A 16,671-nucleotide genomic window follows, 5' to 3' on the forward strand; every position below is an offset into this window, starting at 1 on the left:
GGAGACAATGCCCGACGATCTCGACCGTCTACCTTGTCCAGGCCGGTTTCTCCTGGCCCGAACCGCCGCCCGTTCGTGGCCGCCCGGACAAACGGCCGCTTCGCTCCCCACCGGCCCGGCGGGGCGAGGGCTGGGCGGACTGCGGTCAGTTGGTGTTCGACCACTGCCGGCTGGAGAGCACGAGCCGGTACCCGTCCGGATCCCGGACCGTGACGCCAAAGCGGTCCCAGTACGCTCCCTGCGAGACGACGCTGCCACCGGCCTGCTCCAGCCGTGCCACCAGGGCCTCGTCGACGGGGGCGCCCAGATAGAGCACGAGCAGATCCTCGCTGGTGGGTGCCGGCCTCGTCGTGAGGTTGGGGTCACCGACCAGCTCCAGATGCCACGCCGCGTGGCGCCATCCGAGGATGACGAGGTCGTGCTCCTCCGGACCGTTCGCGGCGATCCGGTGCAGCAGGTCGAGGCCGAGGCCGTGTACGTAGAAGCGCTCCGCGGCCGCGAGGTCGGTGCACGGGCGGGCGATACGGACCGCCACCTCGTTGATCACTAGGTCTCCTCCCTCTGCTTCCTGCCGGAGCGGTAGGCGGTGGAGCGGTGCCGATTGCCCGGAGGTCAGGGGTTCTTGCGCGGGTGGACGTCCGCTCCCGGAGCGCGGATCAGGGCGATCCGCCGGACGTCCGGGGAGACCGGCGACGCCCGTCAGCTGGTCAGGCGCAGTGGCGAGCGGTCGCGCCACACGGCCGCGACCTCGTCGAGCGAGAGGCCGAGCACCTCGCTCAGGGCCGCGATCGTGCCGAAGGCCGGCGACGGCAGCCGTCCCGTCTCGATCTTGCGCAGGGTTTCCGGTGAGATCCCGGCGGCGAGGGCGACCTCGTTGAGTCCGGCCGCGCCGCGCGCCCGGCGCAGCAGCGAGCCGAGCCGTCGGCCGGCTTCGATCTGCTCGGGTGTCAGCGGGTTGCGAACCACGACGTCACTGTACCTCTGCGGGTCGGAGGGGGCGGTTGCGTGCCACGGGCGGACCATGGTTCGGTATTATAATACCGACAGGTCGCCAGAGGAGAGCTTCATGATCCATGTAAAGAGCCCGCAGGAGATCGAGCAGATGCGTCCGGCGGGACAGTTCGTCGCGCAGACCCTGGCCGACCTCCGCGGCCGGGCCGCCGTCGGGGTCAACCTGATGGACCTCGAACACCACGCCCGCAAGCTGATCCGCGAGCGGGGCGCGACCTCCTGCTACTGGGACTACGCCCCGTCGTTCGGCAACGGCCCGTTCCGGCACGTCGTCTGCCTGTCGGTGAACGACGCCGTACTGCACGGGCTGCCCAAGAAGTACACGCTGCGCGACGGTGACCTGCTCAGCATCGACTTCGCCGTCTCGGTCGACGGGTGGGTCGGCGACGCCGCCGTCAGCCTCGTCGTCGGCACCCCGGCCGACGAGGATCTACGGCTCATCCGGGCCACCGAGGAGGCCCTCGAGGCCGGCATCGCCGCCGCGCAGCCGGACAACCGCATCGGCGACGTCTCCGCCGCCGTCGCCGCGGTCGCGGCCCGCTACGGCTATCCGGTCAACAACGAGTTCGGCGGCCACGGCGTCGGCCGGACCATGCACGAGGGGCCGCACGTCTCCAACACCGGCCGGGCCGGCCGCGGCTACCGGATCCGGCCCGGGCTGGTCTTCTCGATCGAGCCGTGGTTCGCCCGCACCACCGACCGCGTCGTGTACGACCCGGACGGCTGGACCATCCGGTCGGCGGACGGGTCGCGTACGGCCCACTCCGAACACACCATCGCGATCACCGAGGACGGACCGGTCGTCCTGACCCGGCTCGCCGACGCGGCAGCGCCGGCACCCGGGGCGGCGGCATCCGAGGCGGCGGCCCGGGGATAGCCGCCGTCAGCCGTCCGGGGCGAGCAGCCGCCGGACCTCGCCCGCCGCCGGGTGGCCGGGCGCGGCGTCGAGAAACCGCCGCAGGGTCTCCGGTGCCCGGTCCGGGCTGGTCTCCCGCTGGGCCAGGCCGAGCACGAGCAGCGCGTCGGGCAGGCCGGGTGTGCCGGCCAGCACCCGCCGGGCCTCCTGCTCGGCGTCGGCCGGGGCGCCGGCGCGTATCAGGGTGAAGGCCAGCCGCAGCCGGACGTCCACGTCCGGGCGCGTCTCCAGCGCCTGCCGGTACATCCGCGCGGCGTCGGCGTACCGGCCCTGCTGCTCCAGGTCACGCGCCAGCAGCACGGCGACGGCGGCCGGGTCCGGTGGACCGCCGTCGCCGGCCGGCCGGCCGACCTGGGCCGCGCCGAACGCGACCGCGCCGACCATGGCGACCAGGCCGACGGCACCGAGCCGCCAGGCGGTCCGGCGACCCGGCCCGCCGGCCGGCCCGACCGGTACGCCCGTCCGGCGCCCGGCCGGTCGCAGGGTGCGTACGGCCGCGTAGCCGCTGCCCAGCAGCACCAGCGCCGGTACGCCCCACAGCAGCACCCCCGGCCCGCTCAGCGGCGGGTCGGCGAGCACGTCGTCGCCGTAGCGTTCGGTGAACCAGTGCCGGATCTCGTCCGGGCTCCGTCCCTGCGCGAGCTGGTCGGCGACCACCTGCCGCATCGCGGCGGCGACCGGCGAACTGGAGTCGGCGACCGACTCGCCCTGGCACGAGGGGCACCGCAGGCCGGCCGCGATCGACCGGGCCGGGTCGTCGCCGGCGGCAGCCGACCGGAACAGTGCCACGCCGGCTGCGACGGTCAGCAGCACCAGGACCGCGACGCCGAGGGCGCGGCGCCGGTTCATCCGGCCAGCAGCGGCCCGACCCGCTGCTCCAGCCACTGCCGGGTCACCTCGCCCCGGCGCCGGTCGACGATCCGGCCGTCGCGGTCCACCACGAACGTCTCCGGTACGCCCCGGGCACCCCAGCCGACGGCGAGCGTGCCGTCGGGGTCCGGGAGCACCGTCATCGACTCGGCGCCGGTCTCCGCCAGCAGCGCCCGTACGGCCGCGGTGCCGTCCTTGACGTTGATCCCGACCAGTTGCACGCCCTGCGCCGACCAGCGCTGCGAGACGTCGACCAGCAGCGGCAGCTCGCGCCGGCACGGCCCGCACCACGAGGCGAAGACGTTGACCAGCACCACCCGGCCCCGGGCGTCGGCCAGGTCGAACTGGCCGCCGTCGAGGGTCGGGCCGGCCAGCGCGGGGGCGGGTGCGCCCGGGGCCGCGCCGGCCGCCGCGTCCGGTGCCGAGCCCGCCGCCCGGTGCAGCCCGACCGCCAGGACGATGCCGAGTACGGCGGTCAGCAGCAGGGCCAGCACCGGCGCCGGCCGCCGGAGCAGGGACACCAGGGCGCGCCCGGTCACACCGGGGTCCGTTCGGCGGGGGCGGCGTCGACCGCCGTACGGCGATCCGGTGGCCGCCGGACGCCGGGCCGGCGGCGTACGGCACCGGCCATCGCCACCGCGCCCCCGGCCGTGGTCAGCAGCCCGCCGGCCCAGAGCAGGCCGACGAGCGGGTTGACGGCGAGCCGTACGGTCGCGCTCGTGCTGTCGGCGGCGACCGCGATGAGCGTGACGTAGCTGTCCCGCAGCGGGTCGGACACCACCTCGGGGACGGTGACGGCGGTGTCCCGGCCCGGGTAGTAGCGCAGGGTCGGGCTGGCCGTGCGCTCGTGGCCGGCGGCCGTGACGAGCCGCAGGCGGGCGTCGACCGACATGACCCCGGGGTCGGCGTCGCGCCGGATCTCGACGAGCCGCACCGACGTGGCGCCGAGCCGCAGCGTCTCGCCGACCCGCAGCTCGCGTTCGACGCTGTCGCCGTAGGCGGCCGAGCCGGCCACCCCGAGCGCGACGACGGCGATGCCGGCGTGCGCGAGCAGCCCGCCGAGGCCGGCGGCCCGGGGCCGGCGGCGAACCCGCCGCGCGAACTGGCCGGCGAGCCCGGTGAGGACGAACGCGGCGGCGGCGAAGGCGGCCAGCGCGGGCAGGCCGGGCCGGCTGAGCGTGCCGGCGACGGCGACGGTGGCCAGCGCCGCCCCGGCCGGCACCGCCAGCCGCCGGTACGCCCCGCGGCCGGCCGACCGCAGCACCGGCGCCACTCCCATCACCAGCAGCAGCACGACGGCCAGCGGTACGGCGGTGCGGTGGTAGTACGCCGGCCCGACCGCCGTCCGTGGCCCGCCGAGCGCGTCGGAGAGCAGTGGGAAGACGGTGCCGATCAGCACCATCGCGGTGACGGTGAGCAGGATGACGGCGTTCGCCAGCAGCGCCGTACCCGTCGACAGCGCGGCGGTGCGGCCGCGCGCCGGCCGGGTGCCGCCGCGCAGTCCGAAGAGGACGGTCGGTACGACGACCGCGAGCAGGACGGCGCCGAGCAGCATCGGCCCGAGCGGGGAGTCGGTGAACGCGTGGACGCTGGCGACCGCGCCCGACCGGGTCAGGAAGGTGCCGAGCAGGACGAGCGCGAAGCTGGCGCAGGCCAGCAGTACGTTCCAGGTGGGGCGGGCGGCGGACCGCCCGAACGAGGTGTGCAGGAACGCGGTCGCGGTCAGCCACGGCAGCAGCGAGGCGTTCTCGACCGGGTCCCACACCCAGTAGCCGCCCCAGCCCAGCACCGTGTACGACCACCAGGCGCCGAGCCCGATGCCGGCGGTCAGCGCCGCCCAGGCGAACAGCGTCCACGGCCGGACGATCCGCGCCCAGTCGTGCGCCGTACGGCCGGTGATCAGCGCCGCGACCGCGAACCCGAACGGCACCACCAGGCCGATGTAGCCGGCGTAGAGCAGCGGCGGGTGCAGGCCCATCGCCGGGTGTTGTTGCAGCAGCGGGTTCGGGCCGGGACCGTCGGGCGGGACCGGGAACACCTCGCCGAAGGGGTTCGCCGCGAAGTGCGTCAACGCGAAGAAGAACGTGCCGGCCGCGCTGACCACCACCATCGCGTACGCGTGCAGCCGGGGCGGGTGGCGGTGGGCGTACCGGGACAACCACCACGTGTATCCACAGTGGATCAGCAGCCACAGCAGCAGCGACCCCTCCAGGCCGGCCCACAGGCCGGTGACGGTGTAGTAGAGCGGCACGTCCCGGCCGCCGTTCTCGGCGACGAACCGCACGCTGAAGTCGTGCCGCAGCAGCGCCCACTCCAGCAGCGCGCAGCCGGCCACCGCGGCGGCCAGCGTCGCCGTGGTCGCGAACCGGGCCGGGCGGCTCGACCCGCCGAACAGCGCGGTACGCAGCCAGAGCAGGGTGGACAGGGTGGCCGCGAGCATTCCGCCGGCGAGGACTCCGGTGCCGGCCTCAGCGAGCACCGCCGGCCCTCTCCGGCCCGGACGGCGGCGCGGGGGAGGGGCCGTACTCGTTGCCGTGCTGCACGACCACCCGGTCGGACTCGAACACCCCGCCGGCCGAGAGCCGGCCCTCGACGATCGCCCCCTGCCCCTCGCGGAACGTCTCCGGGGGCATGCCGCGCTGCGTCACCGTGATCTCGTGCCCGTCGCCGCCGAGCCGGAACGTGACCAGGTCGCCGTCGTGCCGCACCGACCCGGGCACGACCTCGCCGCCCAGCCGGGTCGGCCGCCGTCCCGCCTCGGGGTCGTCGAGCACCTCGCCCGGGGTGCGGTAGTAGGTGAGGGTGTCCTGCAACGCGCTGGTGACCAGTAGTCCGCCGGCGGCGAGGAGCACCGCCACGACGGCGATCCGGCCGATCCGCGGCCGGTTCATCCGGCGCCGACCGGCGTGCGGTCGGCCACCGGTAGCGCGGCGAGCCGGCGTTCGAGCACGACCACCCGGTGGACCAGGACGCAGAACGCCCAGGCCGTGGCGGCGGCGACCGCCAGCAGCAGCGCCGCGCCCATCCGCGGGTCGATCGGCGGGCGTTCCGGGGCGAGCACCGTCGCCGGCTGGTGCAGCGAACGCCACCAGACCACGGAGAAGTGCACGACCGGCACCAGCAGGAAGCCGGCGATGCCGGCGTACGCCGCCGGCCGGGCGACCCGGTGGTCGGCGCCGTCCGGTCCGCCGGCCCGCTCCGCGAGCAGGCGCCGCAGCGCGAGGTAGCCGGCGTACGCCAGCAGCAGCAGTGCGGTGCTGACCAGCCGGGGGTCCCACGCCCACCAGGTGCCCCACACCAGTTGGCCCCAGAGCGCGCCGGTGCCGATCGCGGCGGCCGTCAGCACCACGCCGATCTCGGCGGCGGACCGGGCGAACCGGTCCCACCGCAGGTCACCGCCGACCAGGTACGCCCCGCCGGCCAGCAGGACGACGGTGAACGCGGCGTACGCCACCCAGGCGGCCGGCACGTGCAGGTACATCAGCCGCTGTGCCGGTCCCTGCAACCCGTCGACGGGCGCCACCACGATCCCGGTCACCGCCGCGGCGGCGGAGAGTCCACAAGCGAGCCACACCGCCGTACGGCGGCCGGCCCGGCCGGTGTCCGACAGGAGGTTCATGCCGGGCCTTCTCATGATCTTCCCTGTCCGCGCCGCCGCCCCGGCACTCGTACCCGATGGATCCGTCGCCTCGTACCTTAGGGCGATTCATTAGGCCAAACCGTTTATCCGCCATATCAGGACGCAAAGTGGCGGTACTGGCTACTGTCCGTGCTGGTGGACACGACCGAGGCAGCACGCAGACCCCGAACCGGGCCGGACCGCCGGCGCCGGACGGGGCGGGCGGCAACGGTGGTGACCCTCGTCCCGCTCGCCGGCTGTGCGGGGCAGGCGCCCTCGGCACTCGATCCGGCCGGCGCCGGGGCGCAGCGCGTCGAGGGCCTGTGGTGGCTGCTGTTCTGGATCTCCGTGGTCGTCTTCGTCGAGGTCATGGCGCTGCTCGCCTGGGCGCTGATCTTCCGCCGGGGCAACCGGACCCGGGTCCGGCACGGCCAGCCGCTGCGGTTCGTCACGATCGCCGGTGCCGGACTGCCGCTGGTGATCCTGGTCGCCGTGTACGGCGTCAGCCTGCGCGACCTCGCCGCACTCGGCACCGACCCCGGCCGCGACGCCCCGACGGTCGAGGTGACCGGACACCAGTGGTGGTGGGAGGTGCGCTACGAGGGCGTCGCCGGCGCCACCGCCAACGAGATGCACATCCCGGTCGGCGAGCGGGTCCGGGTCCGGCTGCGCACCGCCGACGTACTGCACAGCTTCTGGGTCCCGCAGTTGATGCCGAAGACCGACCTGATCGCCGGCGAGACCCGCGAGACCTGGCTGCACGCCGACCGGGCCGGGCAGTACCGGGGGCAGTGCGCCGAGTACTGCGGGTTGCAGCACGCTCACATGGCCCTCATGGTCATCGCGGTGCCCCGGCCCGAGTTCGACGCCCGGCTGGCCCGGCTGGCGGCACCCGCCCGGGCGCCGAGCACCGACGCCGAACGGCGCGGGCAGCAGGCCTTCGTCCAGGGCACCTGCGCGGCCTGCCACACCGTACGCGGCACCGGCGCCGAGGGCCGGGTCGGTCCCGACCTGTCCGACGTCGGCTCCCGCTGGAGCATCGGCGCCGGCGCCGTCCCGAACGACGCCGGCCACCTCGGCGGCTGGATCGCCAACCCGCAGACGGTCAAGCCCGGCAACAAGATGCCGCCGCAACCGGTCGACGCCGCGCGACTGCCCGACCTCATCGCCTACCTGCGGTCCCTGGGCTGACCATGTCGATAGTGGACACACCGGCGCCGGGCGCCGACCGGGCGGACCTCGACCGCCTCGAGGCGAACTGGGCCGAGCGACCGTCGCTGCGGTCCTTCCTCACCACCGTCGACCACAAGCGGATCGGCCGCCGCTACCTGGTGACCGCCGCCGTGTTCTTCGCGCTGGCCGGCATCAGCGCCCTGCTGATGCGTACGCAACTCGCCAACCCGGGCGGCGACCTGCTGTCGCCGGAGCAGTACAACCAGCTCTTCACCATGCACGGCACGGCGATGATCTTCCTGTTCGCCACCCCGATGCTGTTCGGCTTCGGCAACTTCCTCGTCCCGCTGATGATCGGCTCCCGGGACATGGCCTTCCCGAGGCTGAACGCCTTCGGCTACTGGGTCTTCCTCTTCGCCGGCATCTTCATGTGGGCGAGCCTGCCGTTCGGCGCCGCCCCCAACGGCGGCTGGTTCGCGTACGTGCCGCTCACCGGCGGGCAGGCGACCCCCGGCCTGCACCTCGACGTCTACGCCCTCGGCCTGCTCTTCCTCGGCGTCTCGACCACCGCCGGCGCGATCAACTTCATCGTCACCGCGCTGAAGATGCGCGCCCCCGGCATGTCGCTCAACCGGCTGCCGCTGTTCGTCTGGGCGATCGTGGCCACCGCCTTCATGGTCATCTTCGCGCTGCCGGCGCTGAACCTCGACAACGCCATGCTCTTCCTCGACCGCCGCTTCGGCGCCGGCTTCTTCGACCCGGCCGCCGGCGGCAACGTGCTGCTCTGGCAGCACCTGTTCTGGATCTTCGGCCACCCGGACGTCTACATCATCGTCATGCCCGGCCTGGGCATCGTCTCCGCCGTCCTGCCCGCCTTCACCCGCCGTGGCGTGGTCGGCTACCCGCTGGTCGTCCTCGCCATCGTCGCGATCGCGATCATCTCGTTCGGCGTCTGGGCGCACCACATGTTCGCCGTCGGGCTGCCCCAGGTGTCGTACGGCTTCTTCAGCGCCGCCAGCAGCATCATCACCATCCCGTCCGGCATCCAGATCTTCGCCTGGCTGGCCACCATGCTGCTCGGCCGGCTGGTGCTGCGGACCCCGCTGCTGTTCGTGATCGGGTTCATCATCACCTTCGTGCTCGGCGGCGTCACCGGCGCCATGTTCGCGCTGACCGCCTTCGACCAGCAGGTCACCGACTCCTACTTCGTCGTGGCGCACTTCCACTACGTCCTCGTCGGCGGCGCGGTCTTCCCGATCCTCGCCGGCATCTACCACTGGCTGCCGAAGATCACCGGCCGGATGTACGCCGAACGGCTCGGCCGCTGGGCGTTCTGGCTCGTCTTCGCCGGCATGCACATCACCTTCTTCCCCATGCACCTGTACGGGCTCTTCGGCATGCCGCGCCGCGTCTACACGTACCCGGCCGGCCTGGACTGGGACGGCTGGAACCTGGTCAGCACCGTCGGGGCGTACCTGCTGGCGGTCGGGTTCCTGGTCGTCGTGGTCGGGGTGGTGCACGCGATACGGCGCGGCCGGCCGGCGCCGCCCGACCCGTGGGGCGGCGACACCCTGGAGTGGTCGACCGACTCGCCGCCGCCGGCGTACAACTTCCCGGTGGTTCCCCGGGTGCACAGCCTGCACCCGACCTGGGACGCGCGCACCGCGGAGTCGACCGGGCCGGGCGCGACCGCGGACCGCGTCCTCAGCGAGGGCCGCCGCACCCCGCTCACCAGCGAACTGGACGGCCGGTACGAGCGCCCGGTGGAGATGCCGGAGGCGAGCGTGAAGCCGCTCGTCCTCGCCCTCGCCCTGCTCGCCCTCTTCGTCTCGCTGCTCTTCGCCTGGTATCCGGTCGCCGCCGCCGCGGTGGCCGTCGTCGCCGGCACCGTCGCCGCCTGGCTCTGGCCCGGCCGCCGCCCGGAGGCCCGCACATGACCCCGCCCGGTGGGATCACGGCGACGACCAGCCCGGAAGCGCTCAGCACCGAGCTGCCGGTCGGCCGCTCCACCGGCTGGTGGGGCATGGTGCTGTTCGTCACCACCGAGGCGACCCTGTTCGCCTGCCTGCTCGGCAGCTACTTCTACCTGCGCTTCCAGTACGGTCCACAATGGCCGCCGGGGGACATCCCCGACCCGGCCCTGCTGCGCCCGCTGGTGATGACCGCCGTACTGGTCCCCAGCAGCCTGCCGATGCTCTGGGCCGAACGCGGCCTGCGCCGCGGCCAGCTCTGGCGGGTACGCGCCGGACTGACCGCCAGCATGCTGCTCGGCCTGACGTTCCTGGCGTTGCAGGCCACCGAATACGCCGAACTGCTCACCGAGTTCACCCTCACCACCAACGCCTACGGCTCGCTGTTCTACGTGATCACCGGCTTCCACGGACTGCACGTCCTGATCGGCGCGACGATGATCGCCTGGGCGCTCACCACCACCCGCGGCGGCCTCGACGCCCGACGCGACGACCGGGTCCGCAACGTCGCCATCTACTGGCACTTCGTCGACATCGTCTGGCTCGGCATCCTGTTCACCATCTACCTCTCACCCCGGCTGTGATGAGCGCGGCACCCGGTCACCGCGCCCGCCTCGCCGGCGGACTGCTCGCCTGGTACGGCGTCCTCGGCGGCGCGGTCGCCTGGGCGGTCCACCTGTTCGTCGGCTGGGGCGTCGACGAACTTACCTGCGCCGCCGGCATCCACCGCGTCGCCGGCCTCCCACCGCGCGCCGTCATCGGGCTGGCCGTCGTCGTGCCGGCCCTGGTCACCGTCGGCGCGTTGCTGGCCGCCGTACTGACCTGGCGCCGCACCGGCCGGCCGGCCCGGGCCGGCGGCGACCCGCGGTTCGCCCGCGCCCGGATGCTCGCCCTGCTCGGGATCTGGGGCAACCTGCTCTTCCTCGCCATCATCGTGCTCGGCGGGATCGCCGTGCTGGTGCTGCCGTCATGCCACTGACCGCCGCGGACACCGCCCCCGCCGCCGTCGCCGGCGGCCTGCTGTCGACCCTGGTCGTCAGCCTCGTCTGCCTCGCCGTCGCCGGCTACGGCCGCGGCGTACACGAACTGTGGTCCCGGCACGGCACCGGCCGGATCGTGCCGGTCCGGCGGGCCGCGGCCTTCGCCGGCGGCGCCCTGATCGTGCTCGCGATCGAGGGCGGGCTGCTCGACGACCTCGCCCACGGCTCGCTCGCCGGGCACATGACCCAGCACATGGTGCTGCTGCTGGTCGCCGGCCCGCTGCTCGCCGCCGGCGGCGCCGGCCTGCCGCTGAGCCTCGCCACCCCGCTGCGGCTGCGCCGCCGGCTCGCCCGGTGGCGGGCGGCCCCCGCCGTCCGGTCGCTGCGCCGCCCGGTGGTGTACGCGTCGCTGGCCGGCGCCGGGCAACTGCTGGTGCTGTGGGTCTGGCACCTGCCGGTCCCGTACGTCGCCGCCCTCGAACACCCCGTCCTGCACGGCGTCGAGCACCTGTGCTTCGTCTTCGCGGCCTGGCTGCTCTGGACACCGGTGGTCGGCCCGCCCCGGCACCGGCCGCCGGCCCCGGTCGGGACGCTGCTGCTCGTCACCACCATGCTGCCGGCCACCGCACTCGGCGCCGTGCTCACCTTCGCCACCCGGCCGGTCTACCCGGCGACCGTGTACGGCGCCGACCCGCTGGCCGACCAGCAACTCGCCGGCCTGCTGATGTGGGTGCCGATGGACGTCGTCCTGCTGGTCGCGGCGCTGGCCGGACTGCTGCGCTGGCTCGCCCGCCCGGACGGCGACCCACCGGTCCCGGCCGACGACCGGGTCGCCGCGCCCGGGGCACCGACCGAAGGGGCAGTCCGTTGAACAACCGGATCCTGTGGCCGCTGCTGGCCGTACTGCCGATCGTCGCCGCCGTGCCCGGCTGCGGCCGTACGACGCCGCCACCGGTGTCCCGACCGGACAGCGGCCACCCCGAACGGGGCGCCGAACTCATCGCCCGGTACGGCTGCGGCTCCTGCCACACCATCCCCGGCATCGACGGGGCGGACGGCCTCGTCGGACCACCGCTGACCCGGTTCGGCGCCCGCTCATACATCGCCGGCGAACTGCCGAACAGCGCCGAGAACCTGAAACGCTGGATCACCGACCCGCAGTCGGTCGAGCCGGGCACGGCCATGCCGAACCTCGGCGTCGACCCGATCGACGCCGAGGACATCGCCGCCTACCTGCACACCCTGGACTGAGCGATGGAGATGCCGCAGCGCGGGAACCGGCGCCGGGCCCTGGCCGTCGCGGCGGTGGCCCTGCTCGCCCTCGGCCCGGCCGCGATCACGCCCAGCACGCCCAGCACGCCGGCTCCCGCCGCGATCACGCCGGCTCCCGCGGCCGTCCGGCCGGCCACGATGGCTCCGGCGGCGGTCCCGCCGGGCGCCAGAGCGCCGGCACCGACCGGTGCCCCGGCACCCGACGGCGCCGACCTCTACCTGCGCACCTGCGCCAGCTGCCACGGGGTGCAGGGGCAGGGCACCCAGCGCGGGCCGTCGCTGGTCGGCGTCGGCCCGGCCTCGGTCGACTTCCAGCTGGGCACCGGCCGGATGCCGCTGAAAGACGAGCGACAGCAGCCGACCCGGCACGAGCCGGTCTTCTCCGCCGCCGAGATCGCCGCCCTGGTCGACCACGTCGCCAGCTTCGGCGGCGGCGGACCGCAGATCCCGGACCCCGCCCCGGGCGACGTCGCCGCCGGCCGGCAGATCTTCGCCGCCAACTGCGCGCCGTGCCACTCCGCCACCGGCTCCGGCACCGACCTGACCAACGGACTGGTGGCACCACCGCTGTACGAGGCGACGGCGGTGCAGATCGCCGAGGCGGTCCGGGTCGGTCCCGGACCGATGCCCGCCTTCCCCGCCGAGGTGCTCACCGACCGGCAGGTCGACGACCTGACCAGCTACGTACGGCTGCTCCAGAGCGAGCGGTTCGACGTCGGCGGCAACCCGCTGGGCCGGCTCGGGCCGGCCGCCGAGGGCCTGGTCGCCTGGCTGATCGGGCTGAGCCTGCTGGTGCTCGCCGTCCGCTGGCTCGGCACGAAGGCCGACCGGTGACCGCCCGCCGCCCGGCGCCGGCCGACGACCCGGGGCCGGTCCCGCCCCACACCGGCCCGGACGCCCCACCCGGCGACCACCGGGCCGCCACCCGCCGGATCGGCGCCGCGTTCCTGGTCAGCACCCTGGGCGCGGTCGGCTTCGCGACGACGTACGCGCTCGGCGGGAACACCCGCTGGGAAGGCGTCAGCCTCGCCGTCGCCTTCACCGGACTGGCCCTGGGGCTGGCGATCTGGGCCCGCCGGCTGATCCCGACCGGCGGCCACGTCGAGGAGCACGAGTCGTTCAGCCCGCCACCGCAGGACCAGGCCCTCGCCGCCGCCGCACTGACCACCCCGGACAGTCCGCCCCGCCGGCGCGGGCTGCTCGCCCTGCTCGGCCTCGCGGTCACCGCGATCGGCGCGGCCGCGCTCTTCCCGCTGCGCTCACTGCTGCCCTACGACCGCACCCGGCCGCAGCAGGCGCTGCGCGACACCCCGTGGGAGGCCGGCGTCCGGCTCGTCGACACCGACGGGCGGCCGCTGCGCCCCACCGACGTACCGGCCGGCACCATCGTCGGCGTCTTCCCCGAGGGGCACGTCGACACCGGTGACGGGCCGGCGTTCGCCGTACGCCTCGACCCGCGCCGCTTCTCCCGGCCACCGCCCGCCGGCGACCTCGACGGCCTGGTCGTCTACTCGATGCTGTGCACCCACGCCGGCTGCCCGGTCCGCCTCTACCTCAACGGCACCGGCCGGGTGCTGTGCCCCTGCCACCAGTCGTCGTTCGACCTGCTCGCCGCCGCCCGCCCGGTCAGCGGACCGGCCGCCCGCGCCCTGCCCGGCCTGCCCGTCGAGGTCGACCCGGACGGCTTCCTGCGCGCCACCGGCGACTTCACCTCCCCGCCCGGCGCCGGCTACTGGGGCCGGCCGTGATCGTCGGCCGGTTCGTGCGCGGGCTCGACGACCGGCTGCGGGTCTCACCGGTCGCCCGGCGGGCCCTGGCCAAGGTCTTTCCGGACCACTGGTCGTTCATGCTCGGCGAGATCGCCCTCTACGCGTTCGTCGCGCTGATCCTCACCGGCGTCTACCTGACGTTCTTCTTCGAAGCGAGCACCGCCGACCGGGTCTACGAGGGCGGCTACGCCCCGCTCGACGGCACCACCACCTCGGCCGCGTACGCATCGACCGTGCGGCTGAGCTTCGACGTACGGGCCGGGTTGCTGGTCCGGCAGACCCACCACTGGGCGGCGCTGGTCTTCGTCGGCGCGATCGTGCTGCACCTGCTGCGCATCTTCTTCACCGGCGCGTTCCGCCGGCCCCGCGAGATCAACTGGCTGGTCGGCGTCACCATGCTCGCGCTCGCCCTGCTCAACGGCTTCACCGGCTACTCGCTGCCGGACGACCTGCTCTCCGGCACCGGACTGCGGATCATCTACTCGGTGGTCGAGTCGATCCCGGTCGTCGGCGCCTGGGCGGCGTTCCTCGCCTTCGGCGGCGAGTTCCCGTCCGACGAGATGATCCCGCGGATGTTCGTCAGCCACGTCCTGCTGGTCCCCGGCATCCTCGTCGCGCTCGTCTCGATCCACCTGGCGATCCTGGTGCGGCAGAAGCACAGCCAGTTCCCCGGCCCGGGCCGCACCGAGCACAACGTCGTCGGCTCCCGCTTCTGGCCCGGCTACACCCTGCGCACGCTCGCGCTCTTCGCCTGGGTGCTGGCGGTGCTGTTCGCGCTGGGCGGGCTCGCCCAGATCAACCCGGTCTGGCTGTACGGCCCCTTCGAACCGTCCCAGGCCACCTCGCCCGCCCAGCCCGACTGGTACGTCGCCTGGGCCGACGGCGCCCTGCGCCTCTTCCCGCCGGTGGAGTTCCGGGTCTTCGGCCACCTCGTACCGGCGCCGTTCTTCCCCGGCGTCGTGCTCGGCGGCCTGACCTTCGCCGTCCTGTACGCCTGGCCGTTCCTGGAACGGCGGTTCAGCCGCGACGAACTGCCGCACCAGTTGCTCGACCCGCCCCGCCGGCACCCGGTACGGCTCGGCGTCGGTGTCGGCGCGATCGTCTTCTTCACGCTGCTGGTGCTCGCCGGCGCCGACGAGATCATCGCCCGGCTGCTGCGGGTGCCGCTGGCCGGCGTGGTGGCGGTGCTGCGGGTGTCGGTCCTCGTCCTGCCGGTGGTCGCGGGACTGGTCGCCTACCTGGTCACTCGGGCGCTGCGCGGCGGCGACGCGGCCGGGTTCGGCGACCTGACCCGCGCCGAACTGCGGCGGGCGGCCACCCGCCGCCGTACGGCGCCCGCGCCACCGCCCGCGTCAGCGCCTGCCGAGAAGGCCACCGGGCGGGAGCCGGCGGAGCGGGTCGAGGTCTGGCCGGAGCGGGGTGTCTGGAGGTGGCGGTACCACGCGGCGGACGGCGGCGTCGTCCTGACCGGCAACCGCGACGCCACGTCCGAGGCGGCGGCCACGACGGCCGCCCGGACCGCCTACCCCGGCGTGCGGACGGTACGGGTACCCGGACCGGGGCCGGTGGCCCGGTCCGGCCCGGTACGGTCCGGGCTGCGCCGGTGGGGGAGACGCGTGGCGTGGGGCGCCCTGCTGGCGGCGGCGCTACGCCGCGGGCGCGGCGGGCAGGGCCGCGACCGGCGCGGCTGAGCGCCCGGCACGACGCTAGGCCCGGACCGCCCGGCGCCGGGCCGGCCGGGCCGCCGCGACCAGCACGGCGGCGGTGACCGTGGCGAGCGCCAGCGTGGCGACCCCCGAGACGAGCAGCGTGCCGGCGGCACCCAGCACGGCGGCGAGCGGACCGCCGACCGCGGCACCGGCCGGCATGACGGTCATCGTGATCGCGCCGCGGGCGGCCAGCAGCGCGGGCAGGTCGGCCGGGTCGGTGGCGTTCTGGAACAGGGCCAGGGTGAAGGCGGGGAACGGGCCGTAGGCGAGCCCGCCGAGGGCGAACAGCGCCAGGGTCGGCGCCGCCGCGTCGAGGAAGCCGAACGGGATCAGCGTGAGGCCCCACCCCGCGATGACGGCGACGACCAGCGGCCACTGCCGCGTCGTACGCAGCATCCCGCCCAGCAGCCCGCCGACGACGGCCCCGACCCCGAAGACCGCCCAGTACGCGCCGAGCAGACCGGCGGACCCGTGCAGGTCGTGGGTGACGTAGAGCGGGAGCGCGACCTCGACCGGACCGTAGAGGAAGACGAACCCCGCGGTGACCGCCAGCAGGCCGGCGAGGTGCGGGCGCCGGGCGAGGAGCCGGAAACCGGTGGAAAGCCGTGGCCGCCCGGATGCCGCCGCCGTGTCGGGAAGGTTGATCCGCAGGACCTGGACGCCGAGGAACGCCCACGTGAGAGCGTCCAGGCCGAGTACGACGGCGGCGTCCACGAATCCGACGAGTACGCCCGCCAGCGCCGGGCCGACGACGATGCTGACCTGCTGGGCGGTGCTCACCAGCGAGTTGGCGGGCAGCCGGCGGCCGGCGTCGAACAGCCGGCTGACGATGGTGTAGAGCCCGGCGTTCCCCCAGGCTCCGAGCACGGACGAGACGGCGAGCAGCCCGATGTAGCCGGCCACCCCGAGACCGCCGGCGAGGTGCAGGACCGCGACGGTGCCCAGGGCCACCGCGCGCAGGCTCGCGCTGAGGCTGACCAGCCGCCGGGCGTCCAGCCGACTGAGCCAGGGGGCGAGCAGGACGGCGCCGAGCGCGGCCGGCAGCGCGTACGCCGCGACGGCCGCACCGACGACCAGCCCCTCGGCGCCGGGCGGGGCGAGGGTGAGTGCCACCCAGACCAGCGCCACGACGGACAGGCCGTCACCGAGGAAGGAGACGAGGGTGGCCGTCGCGAGCCGCCGGAATCCGGGGTCGCTCAACACGGTGCGGTAGCCCTCGGGGAGGAGCCTGCCGGGTGCGGTCACCGGTGCACCTTCGTACCTGAACCCGGGTTGAGGTCAAGCGCCGCGGGCCGTCCGGATCGACGATCCGGGCGGGCCGCCCGGGGGGGGCCGGCCCCCCCGGGAGCGGGGGGGGGGCGCCCCCGCGGGCCCCGGCGCCG

The 16,671-nt window shown here is 74.8% G+C and carries 18 protein-coding genes; 10 read left to right on the top strand and 8 right to left on the bottom strand.

The features are described 5' to 3' along the window. Positions 1-145: 145 nt before the first annotated feature. Together AB0I42_RS34700 and AB0I42_RS34705 are read right to left on the bottom strand one after the other, a co-directional pair. On the bottom strand, positions 146-547 hold the full coding sequence (locus AB0I42_RS34700; protein WP_357543999.1) for a VOC family protein: 402 nt from the start codon (positions 545-547) through the stop codon (positions 146-148). A 152-nt stretch (positions 548-699) separates the two neighbouring features. After that, entirely contained in the window at positions 700-966 is a 267-nt protein-coding gene (locus AB0I42_RS34705) for a helix-turn-helix transcriptional regulator (RefSeq protein ID WP_357544000.1), read from the bottom strand. A gap of 100 nt (positions 967-1,066) precedes the next feature. Here AB0I42_RS34705 and map point away from each other — a divergent pair, with 100 nt between their 5' ends. Continuing rightward, complete coding sequence (gene map / locus AB0I42_RS34710) at positions 1,067-1,888, top strand: type I methionyl aminopeptidase (protein WP_357544001.1); 822 nt, start codon at positions 1,067-1,069, stop codon at positions 1,886-1,888. Positions 1,889-1,894: 6 nt separating this feature from the next. Here the strand turns inward: map and AB0I42_RS34715 are convergent, their stop codons facing one another. The 5 genes from AB0I42_RS34715 to ccsA are packed head-to-tail and all read right to left on the bottom strand — an operon-like array spanning position 1,895 to position 6,416. After that, complete coding sequence (locus AB0I42_RS34715; protein WP_357544003.1) at positions 1,895-2,776, bottom strand: cytochrome c-type biogenesis protein CcmH; 882 nt, start codon at positions 2,774-2,776, stop codon at positions 1,895-1,897. Continuing rightward, on the bottom strand, positions 2,773-3,336 hold the full coding sequence (locus tag AB0I42_RS34720) for a TlpA disulfide reductase family protein (RefSeq protein ID WP_357544004.1): 564 nt from the start codon (positions 3,334-3,336) through the stop codon (positions 2,773-2,775). The genes AB0I42_RS34715 and AB0I42_RS34720 overlap by 4 nt, the downstream gene beginning before the upstream one ends. Next, positions 3,333-5,276, bottom strand: a complete 1,944-nt coding sequence (locus AB0I42_RS34725) for a cytochrome c-type biogenesis CcmF C-terminal domain-containing protein (RefSeq protein WP_357544005.1) — start codon at positions 5,274-5,276, stop codon at positions 3,333-3,335. Before AB0I42_RS34725 ends, AB0I42_RS34720 begins: the two co-directional genes overlap by 4 nt. Beyond that, positions 5,266-5,688 (bottom strand): cytochrome c maturation protein CcmE, encoded by a 423-nt coding sequence (locus AB0I42_RS34730; protein WP_357544006.1) that lies wholly within the window; start codon positions 5,686-5,688, stop codon positions 5,266-5,268. The genes AB0I42_RS34725 and AB0I42_RS34730 overlap by 11 nt, the downstream gene beginning before the upstream one ends. Continuing rightward, a complete protein-coding gene (gene ccsA, locus AB0I42_RS34735) occupies positions 5,685-6,416 on the bottom strand; it encodes a cytochrome c biogenesis protein CcsA (protein WP_357544007.1) in 732 nt (243 codons plus the stop codon). Before ccsA ends, AB0I42_RS34730 begins: the two co-directional genes overlap by 4 nt. Before the next feature lie 231 nt (positions 6,417-6,647). On the opposite strand from ccsA, the gene coxB reads away from it, so the two are divergent. The 9 genes from coxB to AB0I42_RS34780 are packed head-to-tail and all read left to right on the top strand — an operon-like array spanning position 6,648 to position 15,271. Continuing rightward, positions 6,648-7,607 carry a cytochrome c oxidase subunit II gene (gene coxB / locus AB0I42_RS34740; protein ID WP_357544008.1) on the top strand — a complete coding sequence of 320 codons (960 nt, stop codon included), beginning with the start codon at positions 6,648-6,650 and terminating at the stop codon, positions 7,605-7,607. Positions 7,608-7,618: 11 nt separating this feature from the next. Continuing rightward, complete coding sequence (ctaD, locus tag AB0I42_RS34745; RefSeq protein WP_357544009.1) at positions 7,619-9,526, top strand: cytochrome c oxidase subunit I; 1,908 nt, start codon at positions 7,619-7,621, stop codon at positions 9,524-9,526. Next, positions 9,523-10,143, top strand: a complete 621-nt coding sequence (locus AB0I42_RS34750; RefSeq protein ID WP_357544010.1) for a heme-copper oxidase subunit III — start codon at positions 9,523-9,525, stop codon at positions 10,141-10,143. Before ctaD ends, AB0I42_RS34750 begins: the two co-directional genes overlap by 4 nt. After that, complete coding sequence (locus AB0I42_RS34755; RefSeq protein WP_357544011.1) at positions 10,143-10,538, top strand: hypothetical protein; 396 nt, start codon at positions 10,143-10,145, stop codon at positions 10,536-10,538. Before AB0I42_RS34750 ends, AB0I42_RS34755 begins: the two co-directional genes overlap by 1 nt. Then, on the top strand, positions 10,529-11,410 hold the full coding sequence (locus tag AB0I42_RS34760; RefSeq protein WP_357544012.1) for a cytochrome c oxidase assembly protein: 882 nt from the start codon (positions 10,529-10,531) through the stop codon (positions 11,408-11,410). Before AB0I42_RS34755 ends, AB0I42_RS34760 begins: the two co-directional genes overlap by 10 nt. Further along, positions 11,407-11,790, top strand: a complete 384-nt coding sequence (locus AB0I42_RS34765) for a c-type cytochrome (protein WP_357544013.1) — start codon at positions 11,407-11,409, stop codon at positions 11,788-11,790. Before AB0I42_RS34760 ends, AB0I42_RS34765 begins: the two co-directional genes overlap by 4 nt. A 3-nt stretch (positions 11,791-11,793) precedes the next feature. Further along, entirely contained in the window at positions 11,794-12,645 is an 852-nt protein-coding gene (locus tag AB0I42_RS34770) for a c-type cytochrome (protein ID WP_357544014.1), read from the top strand. After that, positions 12,642-13,559, top strand: a complete 918-nt coding sequence (locus AB0I42_RS34775) for a Rieske (2Fe-2S) protein (protein WP_357544015.1) — start codon at positions 12,642-12,644, stop codon at positions 13,557-13,559. Before AB0I42_RS34770 ends, AB0I42_RS34775 begins: the two co-directional genes overlap by 4 nt. Continuing rightward, a complete protein-coding gene (locus AB0I42_RS34780) occupies positions 13,556-15,271 on the top strand; it encodes a ubiquinol-cytochrome c reductase cytochrome b subunit (RefSeq protein WP_357544016.1) in 1,716 nt (571 codons plus the stop codon). Before AB0I42_RS34775 ends, AB0I42_RS34780 begins: the two co-directional genes overlap by 4 nt. 15 nt (positions 15,272-15,286) lie before the next feature. Here the strand turns inward: AB0I42_RS34780 and AB0I42_RS34785 are convergent, their stop codons facing one another. Beyond that, on the bottom strand, positions 15,287-16,534 hold the full coding sequence (locus AB0I42_RS34785; RefSeq protein ID WP_357544017.1) for an MFS transporter: 1,248 nt from the start codon (positions 16,532-16,534) through the stop codon (positions 15,287-15,289). Between the last annotated feature and the right edge of the window lie 137 nt (positions 16,535-16,671).

Source organism: Polymorphospora sp. NPDC050346 (assembly GCF_040655695.1).
Lineage (GTDB): Bacteria > Actinomycetota > Actinomycetes > Mycobacteriales > Micromonosporaceae > Polymorphospora > Polymorphospora lycopeni.

Bases quoted from the DNA above. Each gene is read 5' to 3' on its own strand.
- AB0I42_RS34715 (WP_357544003.1), bottom strand. From the start codon at position 2,776: ATGAACCGGCGCCGCGCCCTCGGCGTCGCGGTCCTGGTGCTGCTGACC.
- AB0I42_RS34755 (WP_357544011.1), top strand. From the start codon at position 10,143: ATGAGCGCGGCACCCGGTCACCGCGCCCGCCTCGCCGGCGGACTGCTC.
- AB0I42_RS34770 (WP_357544014.1), top strand. From the start codon at position 11,794: ATGGAGATGCCGCAGCGCGGGAACCGGCGCCGGGCCCTGGCCGTCGCG.
- AB0I42_RS34750 (WP_357544010.1), top strand. From the start codon at position 9,523: ATGACCCCGCCCGGTGGGATCACGGCGACGACCAGCCCGGAAGCGCTC.
- AB0I42_RS34760 (WP_357544012.1), top strand. From the start codon at position 10,529: ATGCCACTGACCGCCGCGGACACCGCCCCCGCCGCCGTCGCCGGCGGC.
- map (WP_357544001.1), top strand. From the start codon at position 1,067: ATGATCCATGTAAAGAGCCCGCAGGAGATCGAGCAGATGCGTCCGGCG.
- AB0I42_RS34730 (WP_357544006.1), bottom strand. From the start codon at position 5,688: ATGAACCGGCCGCGGATCGGCCGGATCGCCGTCGTGGCGGTGCTCCTC.
- ccsA (WP_357544007.1), bottom strand. From the start codon at position 6,416: ATGAACCTCCTGTCGGACACCGGCCGGGCCGGCCGCCGTACGGCGGTG.